Origin of the sequence: Flagellimonas sp. MMG031, from assembly GCF_040112705.1 — a bacterium.
GTDB lineage: Bacteria > Bacteroidota > Bacteroidia > Flavobacteriales > Flavobacteriaceae > Flagellimonas.
The window spans coordinates 2,274,725-2,299,208 of sequence record NZ_CP157804.1; the positions used below are offsets into that span (position 1 = coordinate 2,274,725).

The following is a 24,484-nucleotide window of genomic DNA, read 5'->3' on the forward strand; positions in this document are numbered from 1 at the left end:
TACTAGTTTATATGACACTTCAGCTATCGGCATTCTTGATTGGTGAATTTGAGGCTATGCTAAGTTGCTATTCATTATTCTTCTTTGGTTTCGACCGGAAAACTCGAATATAAAGCCTCCAGATCCTCTTGTTCGGCAGCGGCGAACAAATTCACTTCCTGGCTTGCCGACACCTTTTCGAATGTCGGGATTTGATGGACCTTTAAGAACGCATCTGCCAATTCCCTGCTCGGCTTCTTACGATATTCTTTCATGAAATGCGCTGCGATGGCCTCTTCCTTCTCTAGGGATTCCCCGATCTGATCACCCATTTTATTTTTATCGAAAACGGTGGATTCGAGTTGCTTTCCCGTGCTTATCAAATATTCCTCCTGAACTAAAGTATCGATATCCTTAATGACTTTCAAAAAATTGATATCCAACACATTATCGATTTCCTTGTCAATGTACATCCGGTCCACTAACTTAAAAATGAAAGCCTTTAGATCTTCTTTTGAAGTTTTCCTTCTTGAAAGCTCTTCCAAACGGGGCAGGTGGTCAAAAAGTTTCAGTTCACGTACCAATGCTATGAACTGCATACGTTTTATGGTATTGGAATAGTGCTTATGGGCAAACTCCTTTAGATATACATTGTAAAAATCAATATAGTCCAATTGCTGGAAATCGATTGCATGGACATTATCGAAAAAATCAAGGGTCCCAATAAGTCGTAGCTTTCCTTCGACCAACTCTTTATGGTTCTTGCATTTAAAATGGGTATGTACGGGAATATCGTATCTACCTTGAATTTTCTTCGAGGCCATATTAGGTCTTATCTGGCCGAAACATAGTTTTTGTTCAATGGGATTTTCAAAGGTGTCGGCAACGATTCCCCCAAAATGACCTGTGGACATGCTCGTAATCTTACTCTTCGGCAGCAGTTCGGAGAGAATGGTACTATAATTGACCGTAGTGTCGTTATTGGAAACCGTTTTGCTCTTTTTTTCCTGATGTATCCTACCGAATATTTCACTTATCCGTCTTGCGGTTTCTCCTTTGGCGGCCCCACTGAAAACGTTCGAGCAATTGTCGAATATAACCTCCGCAAGTTCTCTACCGTAATCCGCGATCAGTTGCGTGACGCTCTGGATGCCCAATATGGTAGCGATATAGTGCGACCTTCCGGTATCGATTATCTTTCGAAGCCCCATAATAAAGACAGTCGGGACTTCATCGAAAATCAATCCTAACGGTCTTCCCCCGGGTTTATTGACTACTTGCAAGGTCTTATTGATGTAGAGGCCGATAGGGGCCGCGTAGACTTCCGAACGGTCAGGATTGTTTTGGATACACACGATTTTAGGTTTTTTGGGATTGTTGATATCCAGGCGAAAATCGTTACCGGTCATGATATAGTAGATTTCCTTGTTGGCCAACATCGATAGTGAAATTTGTGCGCTCGCGGTCTGCCCTGCCAATTGCTGGCCCGCTTGTCTTTCCATGGCATCCTTAAATGGAATCATCAAGGTGCGTACCTCCAGGTCCTGCATCATGATTTCCAACAGGTACTCGATGTTGACCATGGATAAGGTAATGGCGTGGGGAAGCGTACATATGTTCTTGCCCAATTCCTCGGATTTCTTCTTCAAGTACCAAATCAGTCCCGAAACGAAACTTATGGCGCTCTTCGCGAAGAAATCGCTGCGCTTTATCCAATCCTTGTTCAGGTTTTTCATGATAACGGTGGCCGCATCCGCAGCATCGGACTGGTTCTTCATCAAATACGGATCGATGGGATTGCAACGGTTCGACTTTTCGATGTTATCAAAACTTATGACGTAGAATTCCGGAATTTTTACGGTTCGGGGGACCTTGTCATTTTCGGGCCGTTCCCTTTTTCTTCTGAGGTAGTTGTAGGCGATTTTGCTCAGGGTGTCGAATTTAAAATCATAGAGCAGCATGGTAAAATCCTTTTCTATCATTTGCTCGATAATTTCCTCGATCAAGGCAAAGGACTTTCCGCTACCTGGCGTACCGATAATCAACAAAGCGCGAAAAAGGTTGACAAAATTTATCCAGCCCTTTCTTAATCTCCCTTTATACCTATATTCATAAGGTATGTTTACCGAATGTTCGGTGTCCACACGTTTTTCCGTTTGCCGAAACATCTCGTTCCGGTCATTGAAAGGGTCGTCATCGACCATGTTGCCGAAATTCATCGTTTGGAAAATATGAACCGTACCGGACACGGTAAATAGGAACCCTAAAAAATAGAGACCTGCGGACAACCACAACATACCGATATGGTTCGTTTTAAAATATGCAGATATTAAAAGAAGCATACAGCCCATACCAAAATACGAAAGGCCACCGGAGAGCGATTTGCCTTCCTGTTTTTTAGGGTTGTATAACAAGACCGCACCAAAAATGCACATCACCAACAATCCCCTGCTTTTCAGGGGGCTTTGTAAGGGTCCAAATCGCATCAAGAACCGATAAACTATTTCGGAAAGATTGGAATCCAACTGCCGGTCCTGCAGGATGGGATAGTAGCCCGTAAAACCTATTACCGTAAATACCAGCACGGATAGTAGCATTGCCGAAAAAGCCAGATTCTTGTCCTTCATGTTGAAAACTTCAGGGTTGGAATGAAATTGAAGGACTAATTGAACATACGTTCCTTCCATTGCTCTACCACTATGTTGGACGCAAGGACGAAAGATACTTCATTCGACTTTATGTAGTCTATGGTCTTATCCATCAATAGACCGGCCTGATCGTTGATGAATTGGGCATAGGTATCCGCTTTTTGCAGACGGTGCTTTAGTTCGATATCGTTCTCTTCGACGAGTTCGTCCAAGAGGGCGACATAATATTGGTTGTCCTGTAGTTCTTCCGATAGTGGTTCCATGATATTCATGCGATATGGTTTTGTAAGTTATCGTTTTTCTTTGTTCTTTCATCCTCCCTTTCCCTGGAAAGAAAAGCGGTGTTCTTAAAATGGGAGACAATGGCCAAATAGGGGATGGCATACGTATAGGTCAACCCGAAATCACATTCGACGCCATTTGGCTTTATGGACTTGATGGTTCCTTTGTTCGTTGCGCCCTCTGGACCCTTGGGCGATTTCAATTCGATTTGATCGCCAATCCCCAATTCCTTGGGTACGACTTTTTCCATTTTTATAAATTTTGTTTTTTTCGAAACCATGAGGTCGTCGTTCCAGTCCTTTCCGTTTGATTTATGGATGTTGGCGGTAAAAGGGAGATACAGGCCGTTAATGGCGTCGAGTAAGGTCTTGAATACATTTTGTTGCCGTATGATATGGGTAGTATTGATTACTTCCTGTAAAGAGAATTCCAAAAGCAATTTATCGGAGAACCCCACACATCGAACCAAACCAAAAACATGGTTATCCCTACGGAGGTCAGAGGTCAATTTTTCCTCCAAGAGATTTTTGTGGGATGCAATCCGATTTCGCACTTTTTCAGTATAATGGATGCTCAAACTGACATTGCCATTTTTGAACGAGGCTTCCGCATAGAGGTCCGTATTGTTTTGATTGATCAGGGCCGTAAAGATCTTTAGGTCATACTCATGGCCAGATATGTCATTGTCCATGATGGATTTGAGTTCGAGGCCTTTATTTTGTAGCATTGGCGTAATCAATTGCATGAAGAATTGTAGTTTTTCCCTGTGCACGTTCCCACCGAAGGAAACGTAGAAATCATCCTTTTTGCCATGAAGTTCTTGGTAGGAAAGAAGGTCTATACCGCTTTCCCCGAAAATAATTCTGGTCGGCCTTGCCATGATTTTGGAATGAAAAAGAAAATGATCTTTTTGATTCAATACAAGACGGAACTTTTTTACTTTATTGTCGGCCCTTCTGCGGTAGGGCTTGTTATAGAGGATATAGTTTTTTGGGTCGCCCGCCAAATCATATTTGGGAAAGGCGATGTTGGCGATTCTACCGCCGTTGTCCCTAATGTGATAGGCATTGAAAATGCGGCCCCTAAAGAGCGGACTGTTTATGGTAGCTTTGCAGATTCCCCGATGGATCCGTAAATAGTTTGAATTCCGTAACGGGACTATATTGTATTTTTCTTCCAACGATTTTAAGAAAGCATTCGATTTTGTGATTTTGATAACGGTGTTCCCTAGATCGTAGGTTCGATTGGTTATTTCCAAACCGCTTTCTATGGCTTTGTAGAAATTGGCACTACGTTGCAAAAGGTATTTAAAGAACAGGCCCTTGTCGCAGGAATCGTTCCGGTTGAAGTAGGTCATGGGTTTGCGCATCGTCTGCAGTACAATGCGGTCCTCGTCATTTTGAAACTCCATAGACCCGGCACTTTGTTGTACCAACTTGTATCCGTTCTGATGTAGGTACATCGGAAAATTAGCCTCTTCATTGATCTGGGCAATCAAATTTTTATAGTGTTGCGGGTTATCCCCGTAGTTTGGACTTTGCATGGAAAGGTTTTAAAATGGCCGACACACCAAGCATGTCGGCCATTACATTGAGTTGGTAATTATTGGATTACATACTTATGGCGTTGCTAGGCTGTTTCTTTTTTTTTCGCCGCTTACCGTTATCGCATCCTTGGTTTCCATATCCTTGACCTTTGCTTTTTCCAAAGATTTAGTAATAAAGCGCTCGGCTCTCGGGCTGTAGCTGACCATATAGGTCAAGGGCCCCTTCTTGGTTGCCTTGATCGTTATTTTCGTCTCCTTGCCCTGATTTAAGGAATCCGCCTGTTCTTGGGTCAATTGTTGCCCATAGAGATAGGTGCTGGACGACAAAGCCGATTTTGTACGGATGTCGTTCAGTTTTGGCTCGTAATAGGCCAGTTTCGTGAACGATTCTCCATTGGAGGAACGGCCCTCAAAGGAAACGAACCGGCCCTCATTGACCATTTTGTCAAACTCGGCCTGTGTAAACTGGTGGTTGTATGCCTTGGCCTGGGCCAAGGTTACCTCCTCCTTGCGCTTGATTTGAACATCCAATCGGGAACCAGAAGTGGGGCTGTATACCATTTGCACCATTTTAACGCTTTCCTTGATGACACCATCTTTTGGATACGCGGATTTATGGAGGTATTCTTCCCCTCTTACGATGGCATCCTGCACATTCTCGGGGAGCTTGGCAAAACTGATATACGCACCTTCAAGCCGTTCTTTGGCCTCGCCCAACGCAAATCGCTGCGCAGGAGACTTTTGCATTTCGAGATATTCGCTCTGCTTATCGATTTCAAAGGTCAGATTGTCGGCCGTCTTCACTTTGTACGTTGTGTCGTTGACGGCGACCGCATCGCCTTTCTGCCATGCCTGATTGAGTTTTACGAACACTTTTTCTACTTGTTTTTCCATTTTTGAGTGATTTTTAATTGTTAAGGAATTTTTAATTAAGTACTTTTGAGTAACGAGCATTTCAGGAGTGATTTGCTAGTTAAGGAACGGAAAAGGGGCGGGAGCGCCCTTTTTCCATTTTTTTTATAGTGCGATTCTATATTCTTTCAACTGCACCTCCTTTCCGCTTTTGGATCGATGTTCCATGGTCTCCCATTCCGAATACCAATTACCGGACTTGGGTTTTAGAATATCTATCGCCTTGTTCAAATAGTTTTTATAGTACGACCAGACCAAAAGTTTAATGGCGTTCGTCTCCAAGGGCAATCGCACCTTGATACTTTCCTCGTTTTTGGAAACCGAGATTCCGTACCGGTTCAATCGATGCTGGTCGAGTATGTTGTTATATCTTAAAAAGCTTTGGGCCAGTTCCTTATTGTACCTTTTCGTATGGTCATAAAATCTGGAAAAGGCTTTTTTGTCGCCAATAGGGAATCTTAGTACCATATCCCTGTCCGTCAACGACAATTTGAATCCGGAATCCTTTATGAAGGTTATGAAATGAAGGTCCCGTAAATAACCTTCTATTTTCTTTTCTCCGGTAAAACTAAGCATAATCTTGTCCACTTTAACGGTTTGCCGTATTTGAAAAAGAATATCGGTTGTTTGTGAATTTATTTCTCCCAACGCCATATACACCACGTTTTTCAATTGGAATTTTTTATGAAAGGCCAAGGCCTCCTTGGGATTCTTGAAAAGAAAGAGTCCGTCAATTTTCTTGGGTATATTGGAATACCATAAGGCATGCTTCGCAGCTGATTCCCGGTAGGGGGCCACATTTTTGCCCGCGTCGACGAAATACCCGCAAACGGTATTCTGCATATTGAACAGGGGGAAAAGAATCTCCCCTTTTTCGTTTAGGAACATACGGCCGGTAAAAGAGGGTAAATCGGCAGCATCACCGTACAGGCCTTCGCCATTATTTTGGATGGGAAGTCTATAAGAATCGAAATGATTGAAATCCTTGGGCACTTTTTTGAACTCACCCTTCCAATCCCTTGATATGGTCAAAGCGTCAGTCTCCAATACCTTTGTATGGTAGGCCGCTACCTTGTCCCATAGCATTTCTTTTTGTACGCCCTCAATTTTCGAGACGTGTTCGGTGATCAGATCTGTTGCCGAGAGTTTTTCCTTCGGACGTTGGGCCTTATAGTACAAAAAGCCCTCTTCTGTATATATGACTATATAATACAGTCCGGCATTTTCGAAAATGCGATGGGTCTTTTCCGTTCGAATACTTTGGAAACCCAAGTGTTCAAAAAGTTTGGGGAGATGAATCCTATAGTCTTCCACAAGCCATTTGTTCATCATATCCTATTAATGTTTGTGTATTTGCATTAAAATAATATATTTGCTTATAAATACAAATATATGAATTTTTTTGAATTCACAACATTTCGAACAAAAAATATCATCTTGGGCATTTGGGAATGCTTGAAACAATTGGGAAGAAAGGAGTTGGCCTATCTTCTTTTATTGACGCTTGTATGCCTTGTGTATTTTGTACAGGGAGATCACAAGATGTCGGAAACGAGACTGCATGACGCCACCGTTGCCATGGCCCAGTATCAAGAACGCCTAAAACTGAATATAAATTCCGATTATGGCGATTCACTGACCGTTCAAAAAGAGCGGGAACAACTACTGATGGCCATCGAGGAACGCATCGTGACGTATCTCTATCAAATTCCCGATTATTCCTATATAGGTTCACTGGAAACGTACTTGAAATGTCGCCACGTACTATTGGAGCAACTCCCTTCCGCCGTTCCCTTGGAAAAAGGAGATTATATACTTTCGAGCGATTACGGTATTCGGAGCCATCCGATTTCCGGAAAGACAAAAAAACATTTTGGAATCGATTTGGCCGCATCCAACGGCAAACCCGTCTACGCATCGGCCTCCGGTATCATTACCGATATTTTCTATTCCGATAAGGGCTATGGAACCCATATCATAATCAAGCACCGATTCGGTTTTCAGACCCTTTATGGGCATCTGGATAAAGTTTTGGCCCATAAGGGCCAAAAGGTCGAACAGCATGAACTCATCGCTACCGTGGGAAGTTCGGGAAGTTCCACTGGCTACCACTTACATTACGAGACCATCAAAAATCAAGTAAAGATCGATCCGAGACCCTCACTTGCCTTAAAGAAGAAGATATATGAACATGTAATCCAAATAAATCCAAATAAAGATGGAGAAGAATAGCATAAAACGTTGGCAGAAGGTACTGCGTTCGGCAAGAAGGCTGTACCATTCCGTAAATAACTATAGGATGAGCGCTAAAGACCCCGATTTCAGGGATTTCAGCCTTCTGGAATACGACAAAGTAACACCTGAAGAGGTAAACGATGCGAAACGATTGGGTTTCATGAAACAACTCCAGCTTGCAAAAAGGGGATATGTAGATAAGAACCTTAAATTACAATTGGTAGCCGCAAAACGGAAAGAACGTTTTATAGAACAAGACCACAAGATTGTTCCCTTCGGAAATCTTCGGGTCATGGAAGGGGAAAAGCTAGTGGCCATGATGCAATTGGGCTTTGACACCCTTAACGAAACTTTCTGCGTAGCCTATCGCAATCATGAAAATATTCCCCTATGGAAACCTTATGACACGGTAAGATTGGAACGGTACTTTGGTGCACTGCATCCGGAAATGGGCAATAAACTTAAATTAAGCCATATTTTTTTCGATATAGGTGCTCTGAAAGTCGGCCAAGATTACAAATTGGCGATTTGTCGGGTCTATAATGATGCCGTTCGGCAAACATTTCATAGCAACACCTATTTTCAAAATAGTATTTCCTCCCCAAAGGAAGACCTATTAGTGAACCCCAAAAACTATTTTGGCCAGCAATTTTATCTGTCCTTGTCGCAAGGGAAGGAAACCATAATGACATTGACCGAGGCGACCGACCTTTATTTTGTTTTTCAGTCATTTATGGAAACGGCACCGAAACAGGAATCCATTTATTTTGAAAAGCAAGAGTTTAAGAAGCGATTTCTCGATAGCGGAATTATAGTATTGGCCCATCTTAAACATGGACTCCGCCTAGGGGTTCAAAATGGAACGTTACAGATAGGGAAACATGACGGGGCAAATGGAAAGGGGCGTTTACGCTGGGAAAATTTTGAAAGCCGGATGCAATCGGGTTCGCTCTCGGCCATTGAAAAGTACTATATATCGAAAGAGGTCATTTCAAAAAAGAACTTTTTGGTCGAAACGGATGCCATTTCCTTGAAATCCGACACCAATGAGGCCAGTCTAAAAAAGCACTATGGCACAGGAAAATGGCATTTTTTGGAAGGGAAACATCATCGGTCAGCAATGAATTCCAGACCGGTTGACGACTCGGTATTGGAACACATCAACCGAACCTATTCCCGAAGTACTAATTTCCAAACTGCGTTGGCAAAACTTCAAAAAAATCAAACCATACAAACTGCACAAATAAAACAACAATAGCATGGATCGGAATATGCTTATACATCAGGGCAACACCTTTGAGAAGGTAATGGAAACCATCGATTTTACCTACTACATGGATTTTAGCGAAGGGGACGATAACGGCAGTGTTATTCTATTCGATAGGGAAACACAAAAGTTGGTTTCGGATAACTATATGGCGAACCGTGATTTGTACGAAAACCTTTTGTACTACAATTACGAATGGATTTGTAAAAGGCTCAGATATGCCAGAAAATGTATGGTCGAAGAACACGGAATCGACCTTGCCAAGGAATATTTTCTCAAACATGAAAAAGAGTTCCAGGGAATTCTTTGCAGGTCTGAAAATATAACGGACAAATGCAATATGGCTTTACAAAAGGACTTGGGTTTTACGCTCTCAAGAAATGATCTGCAAGAAGTTCGCAAGCTTCTGAACAGTAACCAAAACAAAGGATTAATTATGTAACATAACCATCCGATCAAGTTCCTTAACTCACTCACTCAAAATGAAATACTCAAAAAAGAAGTACCTGGATTATTTGGTCAGGACGATTGAAGCACTCCACAGTCCTGAAAATCAATCCCATTTTTTCATCAACAATCCAGGATTCGGAAATATCTTCGACATTCTAAAAAATGATGCCTACCGGGCACAGCTCATTAGGATATTGGAGAAATATTATGGCGAAGAATACACAAACACCATTATCGGTAGCCTAAAAAAAGGATCGCTTAATTCTTTTTACACCCCCGAGCCGATTATCGATGCAATATCCCACTATTTAAAAACCCAAGGGTCCTTTACTCCTAAAACCATTCTTGAGCCAAGCGCCGGTAACGGGCTGTTCATTCGGGAATTGTTGAGGCGCTATCCCTCCGCGAAGTTTACCGCTTTTGAAAAGGAGATACTAACCGTACGAATATTGGAGCACAACTTCAGGTTCCGGCAGCGGGTCAAAATCTTCGGCGTTCCCTTTGAAAACCTTTCCCGGACCGATGCTGCGAAAAGCTATGACCTGGTCATCAGCAATGTGCCCTTTGGGGACAATAAAATATTCGACAGCGGTCTAATGGGCCATCCGTTACAAACCAAGATTTCCAGAAATATCCATTCCTATTTTGTCTACAGAAGTCTTGAATGTCTAAAACCTTCAGGTGTTTCCATTTTGATATGCACCAAGAATTTTATGGACAGGACCAAATACGTTCCAATTCGGGAGCATATCATCAAGCGAAACAATTTTATGGGTGGGGTGCGTCTGCCCGATACTACGTTTTCCAAAGAGAACACGGCTATTGTAACGGATATTCTGGTTTTCCAAAATAACCGGCGTATTGAAACTTCGAACGAACAGAAGAAAATAAACAGCTTGTTTGCCAACAGTTCAGAGCAAACCGTAGGGAAAAATAATGTTCAGATAAACGACTACTATACCGAATATACCTCCCAAATTATTGGAACTATCGAAGAAGGCGGTCTCTACAACAATGCGGACTACACCGTAAAAAGCGATAAAGGCTTGGCGCATATCGCTCTTGAAATCAAAGCGTTGATGGCAGGATTTACCGTGCAACCAAAGGCGCAAAAAAAGGCCACAATTCCGGCCATTGCCCCAAAACCTAAAGAAACCTCGCAGGCGGAAGAAACGGCCATCGGTATTTCCGGTGCTGACGATCCCGAACTTAAACCTGGAAATCTGACCATCAAGCAACAAAAACTCTATAAAGTAGAAGAGGAAAACGGTTTACGGTTATTGAAAGTAAAGCCCCGGGAGTTCGATAGGCTGTCAAAAATAATAGCGCTGCGGGATACCTATTTCAAATTTTTACGGGCACCCGAAGAACAGATCGACAAGGTAAGGGACGAGCTAGACTATCAATACGATGCCTTCAATTTCCAGTACGGGCGGCTCCATGACAAAGCCAACTATCCCTTTGTGACCTTGGATATTCAGGGGCCTTTGATTTTGGGGCTGGAAACACCGAAAGACGGAAACTTTATCAAATCGGAGGTTTTCAATAAATCATTCCGGTCGATTTCAAAAGAAAAGCCGCAAGAGCCGAAGAAAGTGCTCAGCTTGGAAGATGCCATTTATTATTCCCTGAACAAATTCAATCGAATAAAATTGGATTCCCTGGTTTCGAACACGGGCATGGAACAGGACGAAATCATAAAAAAGGCTTTGGATCTGCAACTATTGTTTTTGGACCCGAAGGAGCAGGGATGGGAACTGGCCCCCAAGTTCCTGTTTTTATCGGGAACCATTTACGAAAAACTGAATGCCTATCGCAAAAACGATTTTGGGGAATATCAGTCCTATGTGGACAAATCCTATATCGAACGTACTGTTGTTGCCTTGGAAAAGGTAAAGCCACCGATGACCCCTTACGAGGATCTGGATATCAAACTCCATGAACCGTGGTTTCCCATTGAATATACCCAAGCCTTCATTTTCGACACCTACCGCTCCTTGGTACATATCGCCTATAACGAGAGTACCTCCAAGTACATGGTCAAAATCGAAAAGACGGATTATGAGTATATCAAAAAATTCAGCGTGCGTACGGAACATCGCTATTACAATTTCAAAGAGATATTGGAAGGCGCATTGAACTCCACCATACCCTACGTCACAAAAGGCTCGAAACAATATAAGCGCACGGACAAGGCGAAAATGCAGGAAATACGCATCAAGTTCGACCTTATTTACAAGGAGTTTACCGCATACATCTTGGGCAAGCCTGAAATCAAGGCGCAATTGGAGCGTATTTTTTACAATACCTACGATGCCCAGGTCCATCCGAAATACGACGGTGACTACCTTCATTTTGAAGGGCTGCAATATTTTACCCCGTACAAAAGCCAAATGGATACGGTTGCGGGAATCATCGTAAACCAAGGCCTTTTGGTCAACAAGGAAGTCGGTTTTGGAAAAACCTTGGATATTGCCCTTACGACCCAGAAACTAAAGGAGCTGAACCTCTCGGAAAAGACATTGGTCATCGGTCTTCGCTCCACCGTGGTGCAATTGGAACGGGAGTTGTTAAATGCATTTCCCACGATGAAACTATTGGTGGCCCATGATAAGGTAGTAAACGGGAAGACAAAGCGAGACACCTTTTTTAAGAAAATAAAAAATGGCCGGCATGACGTCGTGCTGATGAGTCATGACACGTTTAAGTTCATACCCCAATCCCCCGAGATCATCCATGAAATCATAAGCGAGGAGCTGGCAAACCTTGAACGCGACCTTAGCGTAATCAACGAAAATAAATACGATGTAGGCAAAAGGGTGCTCAAAGGTCTGGAGAAACGAAAGGAAAACCTGAACGTAACCTTGGAGCAGGTCTATTACCAGATCAAAAGCAAACAGAACGATGCCATCGATTTTGAGCAGATGGGGTTTGAACATATTATGGTAGATGAATCCCACAAGTTCAAGAACCTGATGTACACAACAAGGCACCACAGGGTTGCGGGGCTGAATACCAACAAAGGCTCCGAACGCAGTAAAAACCTTTTGGTGGCCATCCGAACACTGCAGAGGGCAAAGACAAGGGATTTTCAGACCACTTTTCTATCGGGTACGCCCATTTCCAATTCCATTACGGAGGTCTATGTGCTGTTCAAATATCTAATCCCGCATAGAATGGAACAGATGAACATTACATCATTCGACCAATGGGCACAGGTCTTCGCCAACAAATCCTATGAATTTGAACCTACCGTCTCGGGGGATTATAAAGTTCGCGAACGCTTTCGTTCGTTCAAGAAAATGAAACTGTTGTCCTCACTGTACAATGAGATTTCCATAATTGTCAACGGAACCACGCACCAAATCGATAGGCCCAAAATGCAGCTCGATGTGCACACGCTAAAACCCACGGCGGCCCAATTGGAATATTTTGAACAGATCAAGGAATTTCTAAGAACGGGGGACAGCAGCCTATTATATGGGGATAAGGACTATACGGAAGACCAAAAAAGCGCCCTCTCACTGATTGCCTTGCACCACATGAGAAACGCCTCCATAGACCCAAGGATGTTGAACCAGAACCTAGAAGATCCGGGCGATGCCAAACTGCAGAAAATAGCCTCCGAGGTATATGACACCTATAGGAAAACGGACGCTTTTAAAGGTACACAGGCCATTTTTTCGGACCTGGGCGTACCGAAAGACACATTTAATATTTACGATGAACTCAAACGCATTCTGACCGAAGAATTCGATATTCCCAAAGAAGAAGTGGTATTTATCCATGATTTCAAGACCGACAACAAGCGGCTGGAATGCTTTAAGCAAGTGAACGAAGGCACTTATAGGGTCATCATCGGTTCTACTGAAAAGTTGGGGACCGGTACCAATATCCAAGAAAGATTGGTACGCATCCATCACGTGGACATTCCCTATCGTCCGACGGACATCGACCAACGAAACGGTAGGGGAGTCCGTAAAGGCAATATTGGCGCAAAGCAGCATTTTGGGGACAAGGTCGTTGTTTCCTTTTACATTGTCGAAAACTGTACCGATGCCCTCATGCTCAACAACGTCAACATCAAGAAAAATTTTATCGAGCAATTGACCAATGGCACCATACAGTTCAATCGGCTGGATATGGGCGCGGTAAACGATGAGGGCACCATAGATTACAAAACGCTCTTGGCGGTCGCAAAGAACGACCCGTTGTATCTGGAAAAAGAGGAATTGGGCAAAGAATTGGACGAACTGGAACTGGAACGATCCATTTTCAAGAAGAACCGTTTGGAGGCCAAGAACAATATCGCCTTTTATGAAACCGAACTGACAAGAACGACAAAGAATATTGACAAACTTGAAAAAGACCTGTCCTTGTGGACCACGCTGCAAGAAAAGGACGTTTACTATAGTGCATTGGGAAAGGCACTTGATAGCCCCGATACCATGGATGCCAATATGTTGGGCCAAATACTTAATTCGAGGTTACAGGCCAAACGGGAAGAAGTTGGCCAGCATACCATTATGACTATATCCAATGCAAGACTGGTTCTTGACGTAGAAGACAAATTGCACCACCGCTTATTGGTACTTACCCCGAATGCCTCCTATGGTTATGGTTCCAAGAGAATCGTGGCCAACTGGCAAAGCCTGACCGACTATGTTTACAATGCCCTATCCAAAATCCCGAAATCCCTCTTGGCACAAAAGGAACATCTGGCCGAGTACAAAAAATCCATAAAGGCCAACCGGAAAGTATTGGAACTTGAATTCGACAAGACCGAAAAACTGGCATTGGTTCAGAAAAGGCTCGTAGAAATCAATACCGACCTTGATGAAAAGTACGATGCCGAACCGGAGGAAAAAGAAGAGAAATGTAACTCACAAAGTGCACGGTCACAGAATATAAACATGAACCAAGAAATTTCAATGTAAGGTTTAGGGCGTTGCCCGGGCTATCCGCTATATCGCCCTTGCGGGCCCCAAGGTTTCGTAAGCCCAAAAAGAGCTCCGTTGTCGCTTTCTTGGGCAACGAACCCTAACGGCCCGCCGCGTTCGATGCCGCTGCTATCCCTAACGCTTGCTTTTTACTCCTTGACCATTCTCTCCGTAAAACGCCTTATAGGCGATTGATTTTCATTTCGTTCTAACCAATCATTAAATAAATTCAGCTCAGAAGCTCCACAGTTAATTACATATTCAACACCCATAATTACAAGAACGAAATAATATATGCCCGGTTCGATGATTAAGAAATCCAATTCGTGAAGTACTTCGTAGGGTTTAGGATTGAATATAGGGTCTACAAACCGCGCCTCTTCGGAATAAATTCTACGCTGACTATAAATCCATTGTTCTCCTTTTCCAAACCGGGCATATTCACGTAATGGGTCTAATTCGGACATATCAATAACTTCATTCAGATTTGACTGGTTATGACCTGCTTTTAAAGCAAATAACTCCAGAGCGGTCTTTGCAAGAAAACGGGACATTTGGTAGTTTTTGTTTTCAGGCATATCCACCACTTCAAACATTAATTTATTGACCTTCTTGTTGCGTATTAAGTTTATTACTTTAGTATCATCGCCTCTAAAACCCAAACTATCCCCATCCATATACATATCAAACCAGCCACCATCTTTATGCGGAAATAGGGTTTTGTATGGGATGTTACGCTCTTTTTTAGATTTGATATTGTTTCTAAATCTTACATTTTGGAAATACTTCATCTCCAATAATGGTTTCTCAATTTTCACGGCAAAATATTGGTTACATTCATCACATACCACACCAGGTCGAAGAATCAATTCTTTATTGCCTAACGATTCTGGAATGATATGCTGAATACTTGAAGACCTGCCGGACGATTTCTTGCAGAAAATACAACGCATAATTCAAAAAATTAAAATAAGCTAGTTTGTATTTCAATACCCGGTGTGAAAGTTCCAATTATCATAAATGGATTTTTAGAACGATAATGAAATGCCTTGGTTGTGCCCAAATACAAATGCAAATCTTTTTTCAAAGCAAAATAGTCGAAGTATTTCTGCCTGACTTTCTCAACGGCAACCGCTTCATTTCCTTCTGCTGCCGCAAGTGTGTTTCTAAATAGTGCTCCAATTTCCCAATCTTCAATCATCATTGTACTTGACACCCCGTTTTCATCTTCAATTACATAAGAGAATTTATATGGAAGTTTTGCCACAACCTCGAAGGGTTCTTCTTCCATTTCGAATAAATTCCCTTGTTCTTGTAGCGCTTTTTGTTCATCTAATTTTTTCTTATCCCATTCGGCCGAAACTTTCTCGACTTTGAAATCGGTTACCTTAGCAGGTTTAAAGACGGCTAGGGATGTGCAGATGTCCTTATCGTGTGCTTCGGCTATAAGTGCCTTGATATCCGTATAAACTTTTCCAAGAACAATTTGTTTGCGTTTATACCAATTGCCTTTGGTATCAATTGTATTCAGAAGTGTAATCGGTGTGTCAATAGTGGCCGGTCGAAAACTTTCAGGTCTAAAGTCCTTGTCGTTATTTACAATATCTAATTCAATCCATTGGTATTTTGTATACTTCTCGTCCTTTTTTAGCTTCCTAAATGGTATAGGATATAGTCTTATCCAAGAACCGTCTTCTAGAAAACCTGCCGTACACACAAGTTCTCCGTATTTCGCCGAAAGGGAAGGGTAGGTTTTTACAGTGATAAGTACTTTTGTAAGCGCCATTTTTTTAAATATGCTTCAAATCGTATTTAAAATTAGGAGACTTCTTCAAATTTTCAGCTAGGTGGGTTCTATGGCATTGACAGGTATCGGCCTCAAAACAAGTAAGGGCAATACGCCTGTGTTTTTCCAACAAACTGAGTATAAAATTTTGACTTTCAATGGCCTCTTTTAGTACGGTCGCCTTATATTCATCGAAAAGCAAATCATAGTCTTCTTGCGTATTTAATTCTCGCCTTTTACTAGAATCAATGCCTACATCCGGAATATGGATGTACTCAATTCCCAATCGACTACAAAAACTACTTAAAGACTTTTTGCTAAAACCGTATTTCTGGCTCAAGGGGTTTCTTCTGACGTCTACAAGAAGATGGACATTGTTTTTTAGTAACCTGTTTAAGTATTCCTCTAGCGAAATACCTTCATACCCAATAGTAAATAAAACTGTAGATTCATCATTATGACGTGCAGTTACAACTCTTTCAAAAAACTTTTCTGGAAGAATTCTCTCTGCTATAATGCTATTGGTGGCATAATACGGAAAATTGATATATGTATGTTTTGTAATGACATCCGTTTTCATGCTTCCGTAAAGCTCGAAAGTTTCGTTGACAAGTTGCTTATCTACTGGGGTAAGTTCTTTATAATATTTCTTCTTTACATTAAGACTATAGGTTTTCTCTGATTCAACTAACCAATCATGTTTTACCATAGCCGCCAAATCCGCCTTCAGAGAATACGAATAGCACCCATATCGATAAGGAACGAAATCATAGTTGGGTTCTTTCTGCATTTGGGTCAACAAAAACATAAGTTTTTGAAGACGAGTGCTTTCCAATCCATCTTCAAACTTTTCCAGTAAAGCAAAAACCAACTTTCTTCGATAAAACATGATGTAAAATTACTTATTAATAAACAAACAGAAATATCAAGGTAATTCCTTAATGAAAAAGAACTACATGAATGCAAACGTAGAATAAGCGTTTTGATTGTTATTTCGGATGTAGAATCCAGCGCCCTATCGGGCGCTTTTTTGTGGACAGGGAGAAGGAAGAAAAGGGTGGATTTTAGCCTGTTTTTACGAGGATTCCCACGGGTATGGGCGTATCTTGAAAGAGAGTTAAGGAAGGAGCGGGGCAAATTAATACGGTGCAAACCAAGCCCCGCTTTTAACTAAATTTTTTTAAGAACTATAAATACCGTTACTATGACAGACTTCTTTTCAACATTACGGCAAACGGGTATAGAACAATATGGCATAAGTGTCTCTTTTGATGGGGATTCGGTCAGCGTGTCCGTTTTGCCCAAATCGAGTGCCAAGGACAAGGCCCTCCAATCCATAAAACCGCTTACCCTACGGGGAAACGTAACGGAAGTGGACGAGAAATTCTTTCAAGTTCTTCAAAAACCATTGGAGCAGACCAAGGCACTTTTCAGAAACACCGTTGCTTTTGAAAAAGCCTTGGCGGAAACCGAACAAAAGACCCAACAGGCCAAGAAGAAAAAAGAATCGACTACCAAAAAGGTCACCGAGTTAAAGCAACTTCTAAAAGAGAAGGACTTTAACCCCATGAGCGACCATAAGAAGGCAACGGACATTGCCAACGAAATCTTGAAGATAGACCCGAACCACAAGGAAGCGCAAAAGGTCATCAAGGATATGAAAGCATACGAATCCCCAAAACTTTTTCAATGATGGAAATCGCAACGATAGAACGCAAGTACATCTACCAAGACGGCAACAACAATGCCATTGAGTTGGATGATTTGGATAGCCAATTGACCCATCAGCAAGTGATGGAACACTATTCGCAGATCTATGCCGAACTGACCAACGCCAATATCATGGACAAGGGCATAGTCAATGGCCATCATGAAATCCATTTCAAGACCTTGGCAGGAACAAAGGGATAGACCGATGAACGTAGACGAATTTCTAAATCACGAAAGATGCACCCACAAACCGACACCCCTTTTATCGAAAGAACTCAAAGAGTTCCACGCCCGATTGTTCAAGGCGGTTCAACAATCCCATTACAGGTACGGAACGCAAAGACCGAAAGTCTTGCAACCAAAGGTTTTTCCCTTTCTGACCTGAGCGTTCTGCCTATTCTTTCCAAGCCGATAATCGAGGACGGATCATCGGTTGATATAAAGGCACTTGCCAGTTTAATGGTGGATGCCACCCGTAACTTTTCGGGAAATATTGACGACTGGCGGTTTTCGGCATCCGATAGCTTGGATGATTTGATATTGCGATGTGCCAATCGGCTGAAAGAAAGGGCAAGAATTGACCATATCGAAGTTTTACGGGAAGATGCCGACCTGCGCTTGGTCTTGAAACGCCATATCGGGAATCGTAGCACGGTCTATTGCATTCCGTTGCGACCCGTTATGCCCCTTCGATGGAAAAACCCTATGCTTTTTGATATACTAATGTCCTTTATCAAAAGCCTACCCTATATCAATCTTTTCCATACGGGAGAGGATAGGGTGGACTGGCTTTGGGAATATCTATTTGAGGAAGAAGCCTACCATAGGAAAAACGGGAGTGTTTTTGGTAATTGTAACTCGGTCAGGTTCTTTGGTCGCTACCAAAAGCTGTTCGACGAATACGAACCACAGGATTGGAAATTCCTTTTACTAAAATACCGTCCTCGAAAACCCCTGCACAAGGGAATCAAGGAACTGTTATCAAAAGCCGATACCATTGATTTTCGGGTGCCGTTCCGTATCGGAACAAGGGATGCCTATGAAAGTATGTTCGAGCATTGGGAATCTTTCCTGATAGTTGACGATGCGGACAGTGAATTTACCCGTTCCTATATCGAAATGCTCAACGAATGTTCCAACGAATATGACATTATTTCTGCCTATGAACTAACTACGGTCGAAAAAGGTAACCTACAGCCCTTTGAGGAAGGGTCGACCTACAAACTTAATCGATTGGAAGAATTTCTTACCGATCTCAACGAACTTTTAAGACTGCTTTGAACATGGAACAGATTGCCAATTTACGGCCCGATGAACACTTTCTTCCAAAATTTGCCATTATCGGTTATTCCCAAGAAGAAGATTATTACAACAGGGGGCACTACTTTTCATATCACAACATCGTAGGGGCAAAGCTTACGGCAGGGATGCCGCTGACCAAGGATACCGCCCGAAACCTCTTTAGGTGTTTGGAAGGGGATTTGATAAAGTTCAGGTTTAAGGGAATGTTGCCCAAGAACCTTATTCATTTTGATTTCAAAGGAAATCTCCAACTGGTATGGTACGTCCATCCAAAACAGCACACCCTGTATTTCGATACACGAACGGGTATCGCTTCGGGAAATTATCCCTTGCCAAAACTGATCTTCAAGCTTGAAGGGAACACCCTTAAAGTCTTTGCCCTCCATCGAAAGGATACATTGACCGACACCGTTTCATTGTACCACGCACCGTTATTGAACGTAGGGAGGCAAGGAAATGTATGTATGGGCAATGCCTCGATGGATTATGACGGCTTTGACTATTACGAGGACATCATGGGGTTTGTCGAGCAGCAATTCTTTCGTTCCGTTTTTACGGCTACCCATCACAACAACATTGCGAAAGGGAACATTGTGGATGTAATGAAACGGAATTTCAGGAAAACATTCTTTGATGACGCTCTACTGAAAAAAAACAAATTGACCTTAAAGGATTTATATGAAAACTAGAATTCATTTCGCTCCCAACTACTTTTACAATCCAACACATCCCATAACCATTGCATTGATCGGGGTAGGGGGTACAGGTTCCCTGATGCTGGCACGGTTGGCACGGATGGATTTTGCCCTGCGCCAAATCGGACACCCAGGTTTGCACATAATCGCCTATGATTCGGATATGGTTGAAAACAACAATGTTGGCAGACAACTCTATGCCCTTAGTGATGTAGGGGAGTATAAAGTGGTCAATGCCGTCAATAAGGTAAATATTGCCTTTGGTCTGCAATGGGAAGGAATTCCCATGGATGCACTTCCCGATGGCGAGGATATTCGGGCGAACATCATCATCACTTGTGTCGATAATGCCCGATTTAGAACGCTGTTATCAAAATCGCTTGCATTTCCCTTCAAGGGGTCTGAATATCAAAGCATGTTCTATTGGCTGGACATTGGCAACTGTAGGGATAGTGGGCAATTCGTGTTAGGAACTTTGTTCGAGGAAGAACGAAATATGGAACGGGAAGATTTTGAAATGGTGGACAAACTCAAAAACATCATCGATTTTTTTCCCGATTTGGATGCCCATGACATTCCCCGTCTTCAAGGTGCGGGATGTGCCTATTCCGATAAGCTGAACGAGCAATCACTTTTCATCAACGATGTACTGGTCGCCCATGCTTCCGATTGCCTATTTCGGTTATTGTACCACAAGCAGATTCAAAAGCATGGGGCATTTGTGAATTTGGAGAGTGGGAAGGTCAATTCGATTTTGGTCTAATTGAGAATTAAAATATTGACGCTAAAAAATATCAGACATGGAAACGTTGCATTATAAAGGATATGAAATCAAAATCGAGCGGGATGATTTTCCCCAAAATCCACTTAGGGATTGGGATGGGCATGTACTTTTTTGTCTAAACCACAAACGATATGATTTGCATAATAACACCGATTTTGATACCAATGAATTTGAGAGTTGGGAAGCTATAAGAGAAGCTATTGAAGATGAATATTGCCCCTTGGCCATATTGTCAGTTTTCATGTACGACCACGGTGGCATTACTATTAAGACTAGCCCTTTTATTTGCTGTTGGGATAGCAGCCAAATCGGTTTTGCCTTTATAGATATTCCTACGTTGAAGCAATGGGGTTTACGGGCAGGGGATAAAACTGCCAAGGAATTGGAAGAAATGATTAGGGACAATGTTCGGTTGTACGATGATTATTTGACGGGTAATGTATTCGGTTACTCCATTGCCGATTCCAGTGGAAATACTTTGGACAGTTGTTATGGCTATTATGGGGATTTGGGAAAGGAAGATATGATCGGGGAAGCAAAATCAAATGATGAGCATTACTTAAGGCAAAAGATCGTTAAACACGCTATTAAAGTGAAAAGATGGATCAGGTCACAAGTTCCATTAATATATAGGCAATCAATTGGCCAAATTCATTTTTACTCTAAATAACAAAAATGAAAACAAATAAAAAGAACAGATCTAACATCAAAGAACAGCATTACGGGACAATTCACAATTTCGTCTACCACAACGAAAGGACAGGATTATATGGTAAAAAGTTGGAAGCCTTGTACCGATTGGTGCAATGGAAGGGAAAACCTCTTGATTTTCCGACTGACCATAAATTCTATAATGTCAAGGTTATAGAATATGCCGATAGGGATTTCATAGGTTTTATCAGAACGGGGTTTTCAAAAAAAGCTTTCTTTCCGTGTAAATTGCAGACCGTTGCGCTTCGGCTTTTGGGTAATACTGGCAAATCAAAAGCACCATTGCAATGACCATGTATGCACATTTAATCACGATTTTTAGAAAAATCGACCCAGAAAAACTGTATTGGGAGTTTACCTATTTTGAGGAAAGGTCTTTTCAATCCGCAGCATTTGGGGCAAGAAAAAAAGAATTATTCAAAATTGATGGCAAATTCTACCGTGTGGATATAGTCGAAAAAATTAGCCCTTTGAAACAGCTTCCGAATTTGGTGGTCAAGCACGGTAGGCACACTATTTTTAGAGACTATGTGGAATGATAAGGAAAAACCAAAAATGTTGTACATATGTTGTACAGAACAAAAAAACCCAAGATTTTCGTCTTGGGTTTTTTATCATCAAAAAGTAGCGAGAGGGGGACTTGAACCCCCGACCTCTGGGTTATGAATCCAACGCTCTAACCACCTGAGCTACCTCGCCATTTACTACAATATTTCAATTTTGTCTCCGGGTTATGAATCCGACGCTCTAACCAGCTGAGCTACCTCGCCGTGTTTTTGCTAAGCGGGTGCAAATATAGGTTTAAATTTTCGCTGAATCAAAATTCATTATTAATTTATTATTTGATATTTATTTTTATATCTTCCCAAACTATACTTAAGCTGAAAAAACTTCTAAAGAACACGACAATGAGTGATAAGGTTAAATTTGAACTGGAATTTGTGATCCAGGCTTCACCTCAGTTGCTTTACCAATATATTTCCACCCCATCAGGACTTTCCGAATGGTATGCCGATAACGTAAACTCCCGTGGGGAGATTTTTACGTTTATATGGGATGGCTCCGAGGAGCGGGCCAAACTGCTCAAGCGAAAGAGCGAGGAATTCGTCAAATTGGCATGGGAAGAAAACGAAGATGGTTCCTTTTTTGAAATGCGCATCATTGTGGATGAGATTACAAAGGATGTTTCCTTGTTCATTACCGATTTTGCCGAGGAAGGCGAAGTGGACGAAGCGAAAATGCTGTGGGAGAACCAAGTATCGGACCTCAAACAAGTTCTAGGTTCCACCTAGCCCGATTCTTCAGTAAACCGTATCTTTGGTCCCTATAAAAATCGGGACTTTTTTATGGTCAATTGTAACGGAGCACTACAAGCAGCGGATAAAACAATTTTCACCCACAACAACAGGGCCTTTAAATATGGCGACGCTCTTTTTGAGACGGTCCGGTATGTGAACGGGACCTTATTTTTTTGGGAAGATCATTATTTTAGGTTGATGGCTTCCATGCGTATCCTTCGGATGGAAATCCCAATGGATTTTACCCTGGAATTTTTAGAGGAAGAAATCAAGAAAACCATCGAATCCAATCAGCTGGAAAGCGGAGCGGTTCGTGTGCGATTAACAGTTTTTAGAAACGACGGTGGACTGTATACCCCGGCTACCAACGATGTTTCCTACGTGATTGAAACCAATGCTATGGAGTCTCCTTTCTTCATCATCGAGGAGAAACCCTACGAAGTGGAACTTTTCAAGGATTATTACGTCAATAAGGATATGCTTTCCAACCTAAAATCCACTAACAAAATTTTGAATGTGGTGGCCGGTGTCTATGCCCAGGAAAATGGATATGCCAATTGTTTATTGGTGAACACGGACAAAAAGGTGGTAGAAGCCATTAATGGCAATTTATTTTTGGTGAAGGGCAACCAAATAAAGACACCTCCTTTGAGTGATGGTTGCTTGGACGGGATTATCCGAAAAAACCTGATGAAGCTGATCGCTGGGTCGGAAGATTATGATTTGGTCGAGGATTCCGTTTCGCCGTTTGAGCTTCAAAAAATGGACGAGATGTTCCTCACCAATTCCATTGTGGGGATTCAGCCCATCAGCAAATACAGAAAAAAGGAGTACGATACCAAAGTTGCCAAGAGTTTGGTGGGTAAATTAAATGCTAAGGCCAGAATTGGCTAGTTGAGCGAAGGGTTTTCGGGAGCATTGGACCAAAGCAGATAATCACCGCCCAATTCCACCATTTTTTCTTTCCAGAAGGCGTTAGCGGCTTTTTCCAGAATACTGCTTTCGTATTCGTTCGGCAGTACCACCCATGATTTGGACGAGAGTTCTTGATCCAATTGACTGGTTCCCCATCCGGAATACCCTAAAAAGAATCGGATATCCTGTTCGGTGATGGTTCCATTGTTGATGAGTTCTATGGTCACTTCAAAATTACCGCCCCAGAAAATCCCATCGGAAATCTCGATACTGTTTTCTATCAAATGGGGCACCTTGTGGATAAAATAAAGGTTGTCCTGCTCTACAGGGCCACCATTGAACACTTGGAAGGGAATGGTTATGTCCGAGACCAAGTCGCAAATGGTGTAGTCAAGGGGCTTGTTCAAAATAAACCCGACCGAACCCTCGTGGTTGTGTTCGGCAATAAGTACAACAGATCTATTGAAAGAAACATCGCCGGTCAGCGAAGGTTCCGCAACAAGTAAATTTCCCTTTTTTGGCTTCTGAGTTACCATTTACCTGAATTCATGTTTCTAAATTTAACATATTATTCAACATATGCAAAAAAAACAAAGCTGTTATCAACTAAAAAAGCACCCCAAAAGGAGTGCTTTCGTATATTCAATAAATAAATTGATTAGTTTACTGCACTGCTCAATTCAGCACCTGCTTTGAACTTTACAACGTTCTTAGCGGCAATCTTAATAGTAGCTCCAGTCTGTGGATTTCTACCTTCTCTAGCGCTTCTTTTAGAAACTGACCAAGAACCAAAACCTACCAAGGAAACTCTGTCTCCTTTTTTAAGCGTTCCTTCTACATTTCCCAAGAAAGATTCCAATGCTTTTTTTGCTGCTGCCTTAGTGATGCCAGCATCAGCTGCCATAGCATCGATTAATTCTGTTTTGTTCATAATGGAATTAAATTAATTGTTGTTAATATAATTTTAATGCTGAACAAATTTATATGGATTTGGGTCTCACGCAAGTAAAACCAAGGGAAATAG

Annotated in this window: 24 protein-coding genes and 1 tRNA gene; 14 read left to right on the forward strand and 11 right to left on the reverse strand. The window is 42.0% G+C overall.

Annotated features, from left to right (window positions below; genetic code table 11):
* Positions 1-74 precede the first annotated feature (74 nt).
* The 5 genes from ABNE31_RS10210 to ABNE31_RS10230 all read right to left on the reverse strand — a co-directional run bounded on the left by ABNE31_RS10210 (position 75) and on the right by ABNE31_RS10230 (position 6,699).
* Entirely contained in the window at positions 75-2,606 is a 2,532-nt protein-coding gene (locus tag ABNE31_RS10210; RefSeq protein WP_166247890.1) for a type IV secretory system conjugative DNA transfer family protein, read from the reverse strand.
* Between the two features lie 35 nt (positions 2,607-2,641).
* Positions 2,642-2,899, reverse strand: coding sequence for a hypothetical protein (locus ABNE31_RS10215; RefSeq protein WP_067030369.1), 258 nt, complete (start codon positions 2,897-2,899; stop codon positions 2,642-2,644).
* Positions 2,896-4,452 (reverse strand): hypothetical protein, encoded by a 1,557-nt coding sequence (locus tag ABNE31_RS10220; protein ID WP_067030373.1) that lies wholly within the window; start codon positions 4,450-4,452, stop codon positions 2,896-2,898. Before ABNE31_RS10220 ends, ABNE31_RS10215 begins: the two co-directional genes overlap by 4 nt.
* A gap of 75 nt (positions 4,453-4,527) precedes the next feature.
* Positions 4,528-5,349 (reverse strand): hypothetical protein, encoded by an 822-nt coding sequence (locus ABNE31_RS10225; RefSeq protein ID WP_166247891.1) that lies wholly within the window; start codon positions 5,347-5,349, stop codon positions 4,528-4,530.
* Between the two features lie 123 nt (positions 5,350-5,472).
* Positions 5,473-6,699 (reverse strand): hypothetical protein, encoded by a 1,227-nt coding sequence (locus ABNE31_RS10230; protein ID WP_147296615.1) that lies wholly within the window; start codon positions 6,697-6,699, stop codon positions 5,473-5,475.
* A 105-nt stretch (positions 6,700-6,804) separates the two neighbouring features.
* On the opposite strand from ABNE31_RS10230, the gene ABNE31_RS10235 reads away from it, so the two are divergent.
* The 4 genes from ABNE31_RS10235 to ABNE31_RS10250 are packed head-to-tail and all read left to right on the forward strand — an operon-like array spanning position 6,805 to position 14,256.
* Positions 6,805-7,599 carry a M23 family metallopeptidase gene (locus ABNE31_RS10235; RefSeq protein ID WP_181899447.1) on the forward strand — a complete coding sequence of 265 codons (795 nt, stop codon included), beginning with the start codon at positions 6,805-6,807 and terminating at the stop codon, positions 7,597-7,599.
* The gene (locus ABNE31_RS10240) at positions 7,586-8,860 is read left to right on the forward strand and encodes a hypothetical protein (protein WP_116183684.1); all 1,275 of its coding nucleotides are present in this window, start codon (positions 7,586-7,588) and stop codon (positions 8,858-8,860) included. Before ABNE31_RS10235 ends, ABNE31_RS10240 begins: the two co-directional genes overlap by 14 nt.
* A 1-nt stretch (position 8,861) precedes the next feature.
* A complete protein-coding gene (locus tag ABNE31_RS10245) occupies positions 8,862-9,311 on the forward strand; it encodes a hypothetical protein (protein WP_141673213.1) in 450 nt (149 codons plus the stop codon).
* Between the two features lie 40 nt (positions 9,312-9,351).
* Positions 9,352-14,256, forward strand: a complete 4,905-nt coding sequence (locus ABNE31_RS10250) for an SNF2-related protein (protein WP_067030391.1) — start codon at positions 9,352-9,354, stop codon at positions 14,254-14,256.
* 152 nt (positions 14,257-14,408) lie between these two features.
* Here ABNE31_RS10250 and ABNE31_RS10255 read toward each other — a convergent pair whose 3' ends face one another.
* Genes ABNE31_RS10255 through ABNE31_RS10265 form a run of 3 tightly spaced genes read right to left on the reverse strand, consistent with a single transcriptional unit; the run spans position 14,409 to position 16,934 of the window.
* A complete protein-coding gene (locus ABNE31_RS10255) occupies positions 14,409-15,212 on the reverse strand; it encodes an HNH endonuclease (RefSeq protein ID WP_116183683.1) in 804 nt (267 codons plus the stop codon).
* Positions 15,213-15,223: 11 nt separating this feature from the next.
* Complete coding sequence (locus tag ABNE31_RS10260) at positions 15,224-16,045, reverse strand: hypothetical protein (RefSeq protein WP_067030397.1); 822 nt, start codon at positions 16,043-16,045, stop codon at positions 15,224-15,226.
* A 4-nt stretch (positions 16,046-16,049) separates the two neighbouring features.
* On the reverse strand, positions 16,050-16,934 hold the full coding sequence (locus ABNE31_RS10265) for a DUF488 domain-containing protein (protein ID WP_116183682.1): 885 nt from the start codon (positions 16,932-16,934) through the stop codon (positions 16,050-16,052).
* Between the two features lie 315 nt (positions 16,935-17,249).
* Between ABNE31_RS10265 and ABNE31_RS10270 the strand changes: the two genes are divergently transcribed.
* From ABNE31_RS10270 to ABNE31_RS10305, 8 genes are read left to right on the forward strand one after another with little or no spacing between them, the layout of a single operon-like run.
* The gene (locus tag ABNE31_RS10270; RefSeq protein WP_116183681.1) at positions 17,250-17,738 is read left to right on the forward strand and encodes a PRTRC system protein E; all 489 of its coding nucleotides are present in this window, start codon (positions 17,250-17,252) and stop codon (positions 17,736-17,738) included.
* The gene (locus ABNE31_RS10275) at positions 17,735-17,956 is read left to right on the forward strand and encodes a PRTRC system protein C (RefSeq protein WP_116183680.1); all 222 of its coding nucleotides are present in this window, start codon (positions 17,735-17,737) and stop codon (positions 17,954-17,956) included. Before ABNE31_RS10270 ends, ABNE31_RS10275 begins: the two co-directional genes overlap by 4 nt.
* Positions 17,957-17,992: 36 nt before the next feature.
* A complete protein-coding gene (locus ABNE31_RS10280; RefSeq protein WP_116183679.1) occupies positions 17,993-19,036 on the forward strand; it encodes a hypothetical protein in 1,044 nt (347 codons plus the stop codon).
* A gap of 2 nt (positions 19,037-19,038) precedes the next feature.
* Entirely contained in the window at positions 19,039-19,746 is a 708-nt protein-coding gene (locus ABNE31_RS10285; protein ID WP_116183678.1) for a hypothetical protein, read from the forward strand.
* Positions 19,736-20,515 (forward strand): PRTRC system ThiF family protein, encoded by a 780-nt coding sequence (locus ABNE31_RS10290; protein ID WP_116183677.1) that lies wholly within the window; start codon positions 19,736-19,738, stop codon positions 20,513-20,515. The genes ABNE31_RS10285 and ABNE31_RS10290 overlap by 11 nt, the downstream gene beginning before the upstream one ends.
* 37 nt (positions 20,516-20,552) lie before the next feature.
* Positions 20,553-21,206 carry a hypothetical protein gene (locus ABNE31_RS10295; protein ID WP_116183676.1) on the forward strand — a complete coding sequence of 218 codons (654 nt, stop codon included), beginning with the start codon at positions 20,553-20,555 and terminating at the stop codon, positions 21,204-21,206.
* A 5-nt stretch (positions 21,207-21,211) separates the two neighbouring features.
* Positions 21,212-21,538: a hypothetical protein gene (locus ABNE31_RS10300; RefSeq protein WP_116183675.1), complete on the forward strand. Its 327-nt coding sequence runs from the start codon at positions 21,212-21,214 to the stop codon at positions 21,536-21,538.
* The gene (locus tag ABNE31_RS10305; RefSeq protein ID WP_116183674.1) at positions 21,535-21,786 is read left to right on the forward strand and encodes a hypothetical protein; all 252 of its coding nucleotides are present in this window, start codon (positions 21,535-21,537) and stop codon (positions 21,784-21,786) included. The genes ABNE31_RS10300 and ABNE31_RS10305 overlap by 4 nt, the downstream gene beginning before the upstream one ends.
* 86 nt (positions 21,787-21,872) lie before the next feature.
* On the opposite strand, the gene ABNE31_RS10310 is transcribed toward ABNE31_RS10305, so the two are convergent.
* Positions 21,873-21,946, reverse strand: a tRNA-Met gene (locus ABNE31_RS10310).
* A gap of 209 nt (positions 21,947-22,155) precedes the next feature.
* On the opposite strand from ABNE31_RS10310, the gene ABNE31_RS10315 reads away from it, so the two are divergent.
* Together ABNE31_RS10315 and ABNE31_RS10320 are read left to right on the forward strand one after the other, a co-directional pair.
* Positions 22,156-22,539 (forward strand): START-like domain-containing protein, encoded by a 384-nt coding sequence (locus tag ABNE31_RS10315; protein WP_349351064.1) that lies wholly within the window; start codon positions 22,156-22,158, stop codon positions 22,537-22,539.
* Between the two features lie 54 nt (positions 22,540-22,593).
* Positions 22,594-23,439, forward strand: coding sequence for an aminotransferase class IV (locus tag ABNE31_RS10320; protein ID WP_349351065.1), 846 nt, complete (start codon positions 22,594-22,596; stop codon positions 23,437-23,439).
* Here ABNE31_RS10320 and ABNE31_RS10325 read toward each other — a convergent pair.
* Together ABNE31_RS10325 and ABNE31_RS10330 are read right to left on the reverse strand one after the other, a co-directional pair.
* Positions 23,436-23,996, reverse strand: a complete 561-nt coding sequence (locus tag ABNE31_RS10325; protein WP_179385651.1) for a YqgE/AlgH family protein — start codon at positions 23,994-23,996, stop codon at positions 23,436-23,438. The genes ABNE31_RS10320 and ABNE31_RS10325 overlap by 4 nt on opposite strands.
* A 122-nt stretch (positions 23,997-24,118) precedes the next feature.
* A complete protein-coding gene (locus ABNE31_RS10330) occupies positions 24,119-24,391 on the reverse strand; it encodes an HU family DNA-binding protein (RefSeq protein WP_127140702.1) in 273 nt (90 codons plus the stop codon).
* Between the last annotated feature and the right edge of the window lie 93 nt (positions 24,392-24,484).

Excerpts from the sequence above, each read along its gene's own strand:
- ABNE31_RS10260 (WP_067030397.1), bottom strand. The coding sequence starts at position 16,045 with ATGGCGCTTACAAAAGTACTTATCACTGTAAAAACCTACCCTTCCCTT.
- ABNE31_RS10210 (WP_166247890.1), bottom strand. The coding sequence starts at position 2,606 with ATGAAGGACAAGAATCTGGCTTTTTCGGCAATGCTACTATCCGTGCTG.
- ABNE31_RS10285 (WP_116183678.1), top strand. The coding sequence starts at position 19,039 with ATGGAACAGATTGCCAATTTACGGCCCGATGAACACTTTCTTCCAAAA.
- ABNE31_RS10230 (WP_147296615.1), bottom strand. The coding sequence starts at position 6,699 with ATGATGAACAAATGGCTTGTGGAAGACTATAGGATTCATCTCCCCAAA.
- ABNE31_RS10225 (WP_166247891.1), bottom strand. The coding sequence starts at position 5,349 with ATGGAAAAACAAGTAGAAAAAGTGTTCGTAAAACTCAATCAGGCATGG.
- ABNE31_RS10275 (WP_116183680.1), top strand. The coding sequence starts at position 17,735 with ATGATGGAAATCGCAACGATAGAACGCAAGTACATCTACCAAGACGGC.
- ABNE31_RS10240 (WP_116183684.1), top strand. The coding sequence starts at position 7,586 with ATGGAGAAGAATAGCATAAAACGTTGGCAGAAGGTACTGCGTTCGGCA.
- ABNE31_RS10215 (WP_067030369.1), bottom strand. The coding sequence starts at position 2,899 with ATGAATATCATGGAACCACTATCGGAAGAACTACAGGACAACCAATAT.
- ABNE31_RS10265 (WP_116183682.1), bottom strand. The coding sequence starts at position 16,934 with ATGTTTTATCGAAGAAAGTTGGTTTTTGCTTTACTGGAAAAGTTTGAA.
- ABNE31_RS10320 (WP_349351065.1), top strand. The coding sequence starts at position 22,594 with ATGGTCAATTGTAACGGAGCACTACAAGCAGCGGATAAAACAATTTTC.
- ABNE31_RS10330 (WP_127140702.1), bottom strand. The coding sequence starts at position 24,391 with ATGAACAAAACAGAATTAATCGATGCTATGGCAGCTGATGCTGGCATC.
- ABNE31_RS10255 (WP_116183683.1), bottom strand. The coding sequence starts at position 15,212 with ATGCGTTGTATTTTCTGCAAGAAATCGTCCGGCAGGTCTTCAAGTATT.
- ABNE31_RS10245 (WP_141673213.1), top strand. The coding sequence starts at position 8,862 with ATGGATCGGAATATGCTTATACATCAGGGCAACACCTTTGAGAAGGTA.
- ABNE31_RS10325 (WP_179385651.1), bottom strand. The coding sequence starts at position 23,996 with ATGGTAACTCAGAAGCCAAAAAAGGGAAATTTACTTGTTGCGGAACCT.
- ABNE31_RS10300 (WP_116183675.1), top strand. The coding sequence starts at position 21,212 with ATGAAAACAAATAAAAAGAACAGATCTAACATCAAAGAACAGCATTAC.
- ABNE31_RS10295 (WP_116183676.1), top strand. The coding sequence starts at position 20,553 with ATGGAAACGTTGCATTATAAAGGATATGAAATCAAAATCGAGCGGGAT.
- ABNE31_RS10270 (WP_116183681.1), top strand. The coding sequence starts at position 17,250 with ATGACAGACTTCTTTTCAACATTACGGCAAACGGGTATAGAACAATAT.
- ABNE31_RS10305 (WP_116183674.1), top strand. The coding sequence starts at position 21,535 with ATGACCATGTATGCACATTTAATCACGATTTTTAGAAAAATCGACCCA.
- ABNE31_RS10250 (WP_067030391.1), top strand. The coding sequence starts at position 9,352 with ATGAAATACTCAAAAAAGAAGTACCTGGATTATTTGGTCAGGACGATT.
- ABNE31_RS10315 (WP_349351064.1), top strand. The coding sequence starts at position 22,156 with ATGAGTGATAAGGTTAAATTTGAACTGGAATTTGTGATCCAGGCTTCA.
- ABNE31_RS10220 (WP_067030373.1), bottom strand. The coding sequence starts at position 4,452 with ATGCAAAGTCCAAACTACGGGGATAACCCGCAACACTATAAAAATTTG.
- ABNE31_RS10290 (WP_116183677.1), top strand. The coding sequence starts at position 19,736 with ATGAAAACTAGAATTCATTTCGCTCCCAACTACTTTTACAATCCAACA.
- ABNE31_RS10280 (WP_116183679.1), top strand. The coding sequence starts at position 17,993 with ATGCACCCACAAACCGACACCCCTTTTATCGAAAGAACTCAAAGAGTT.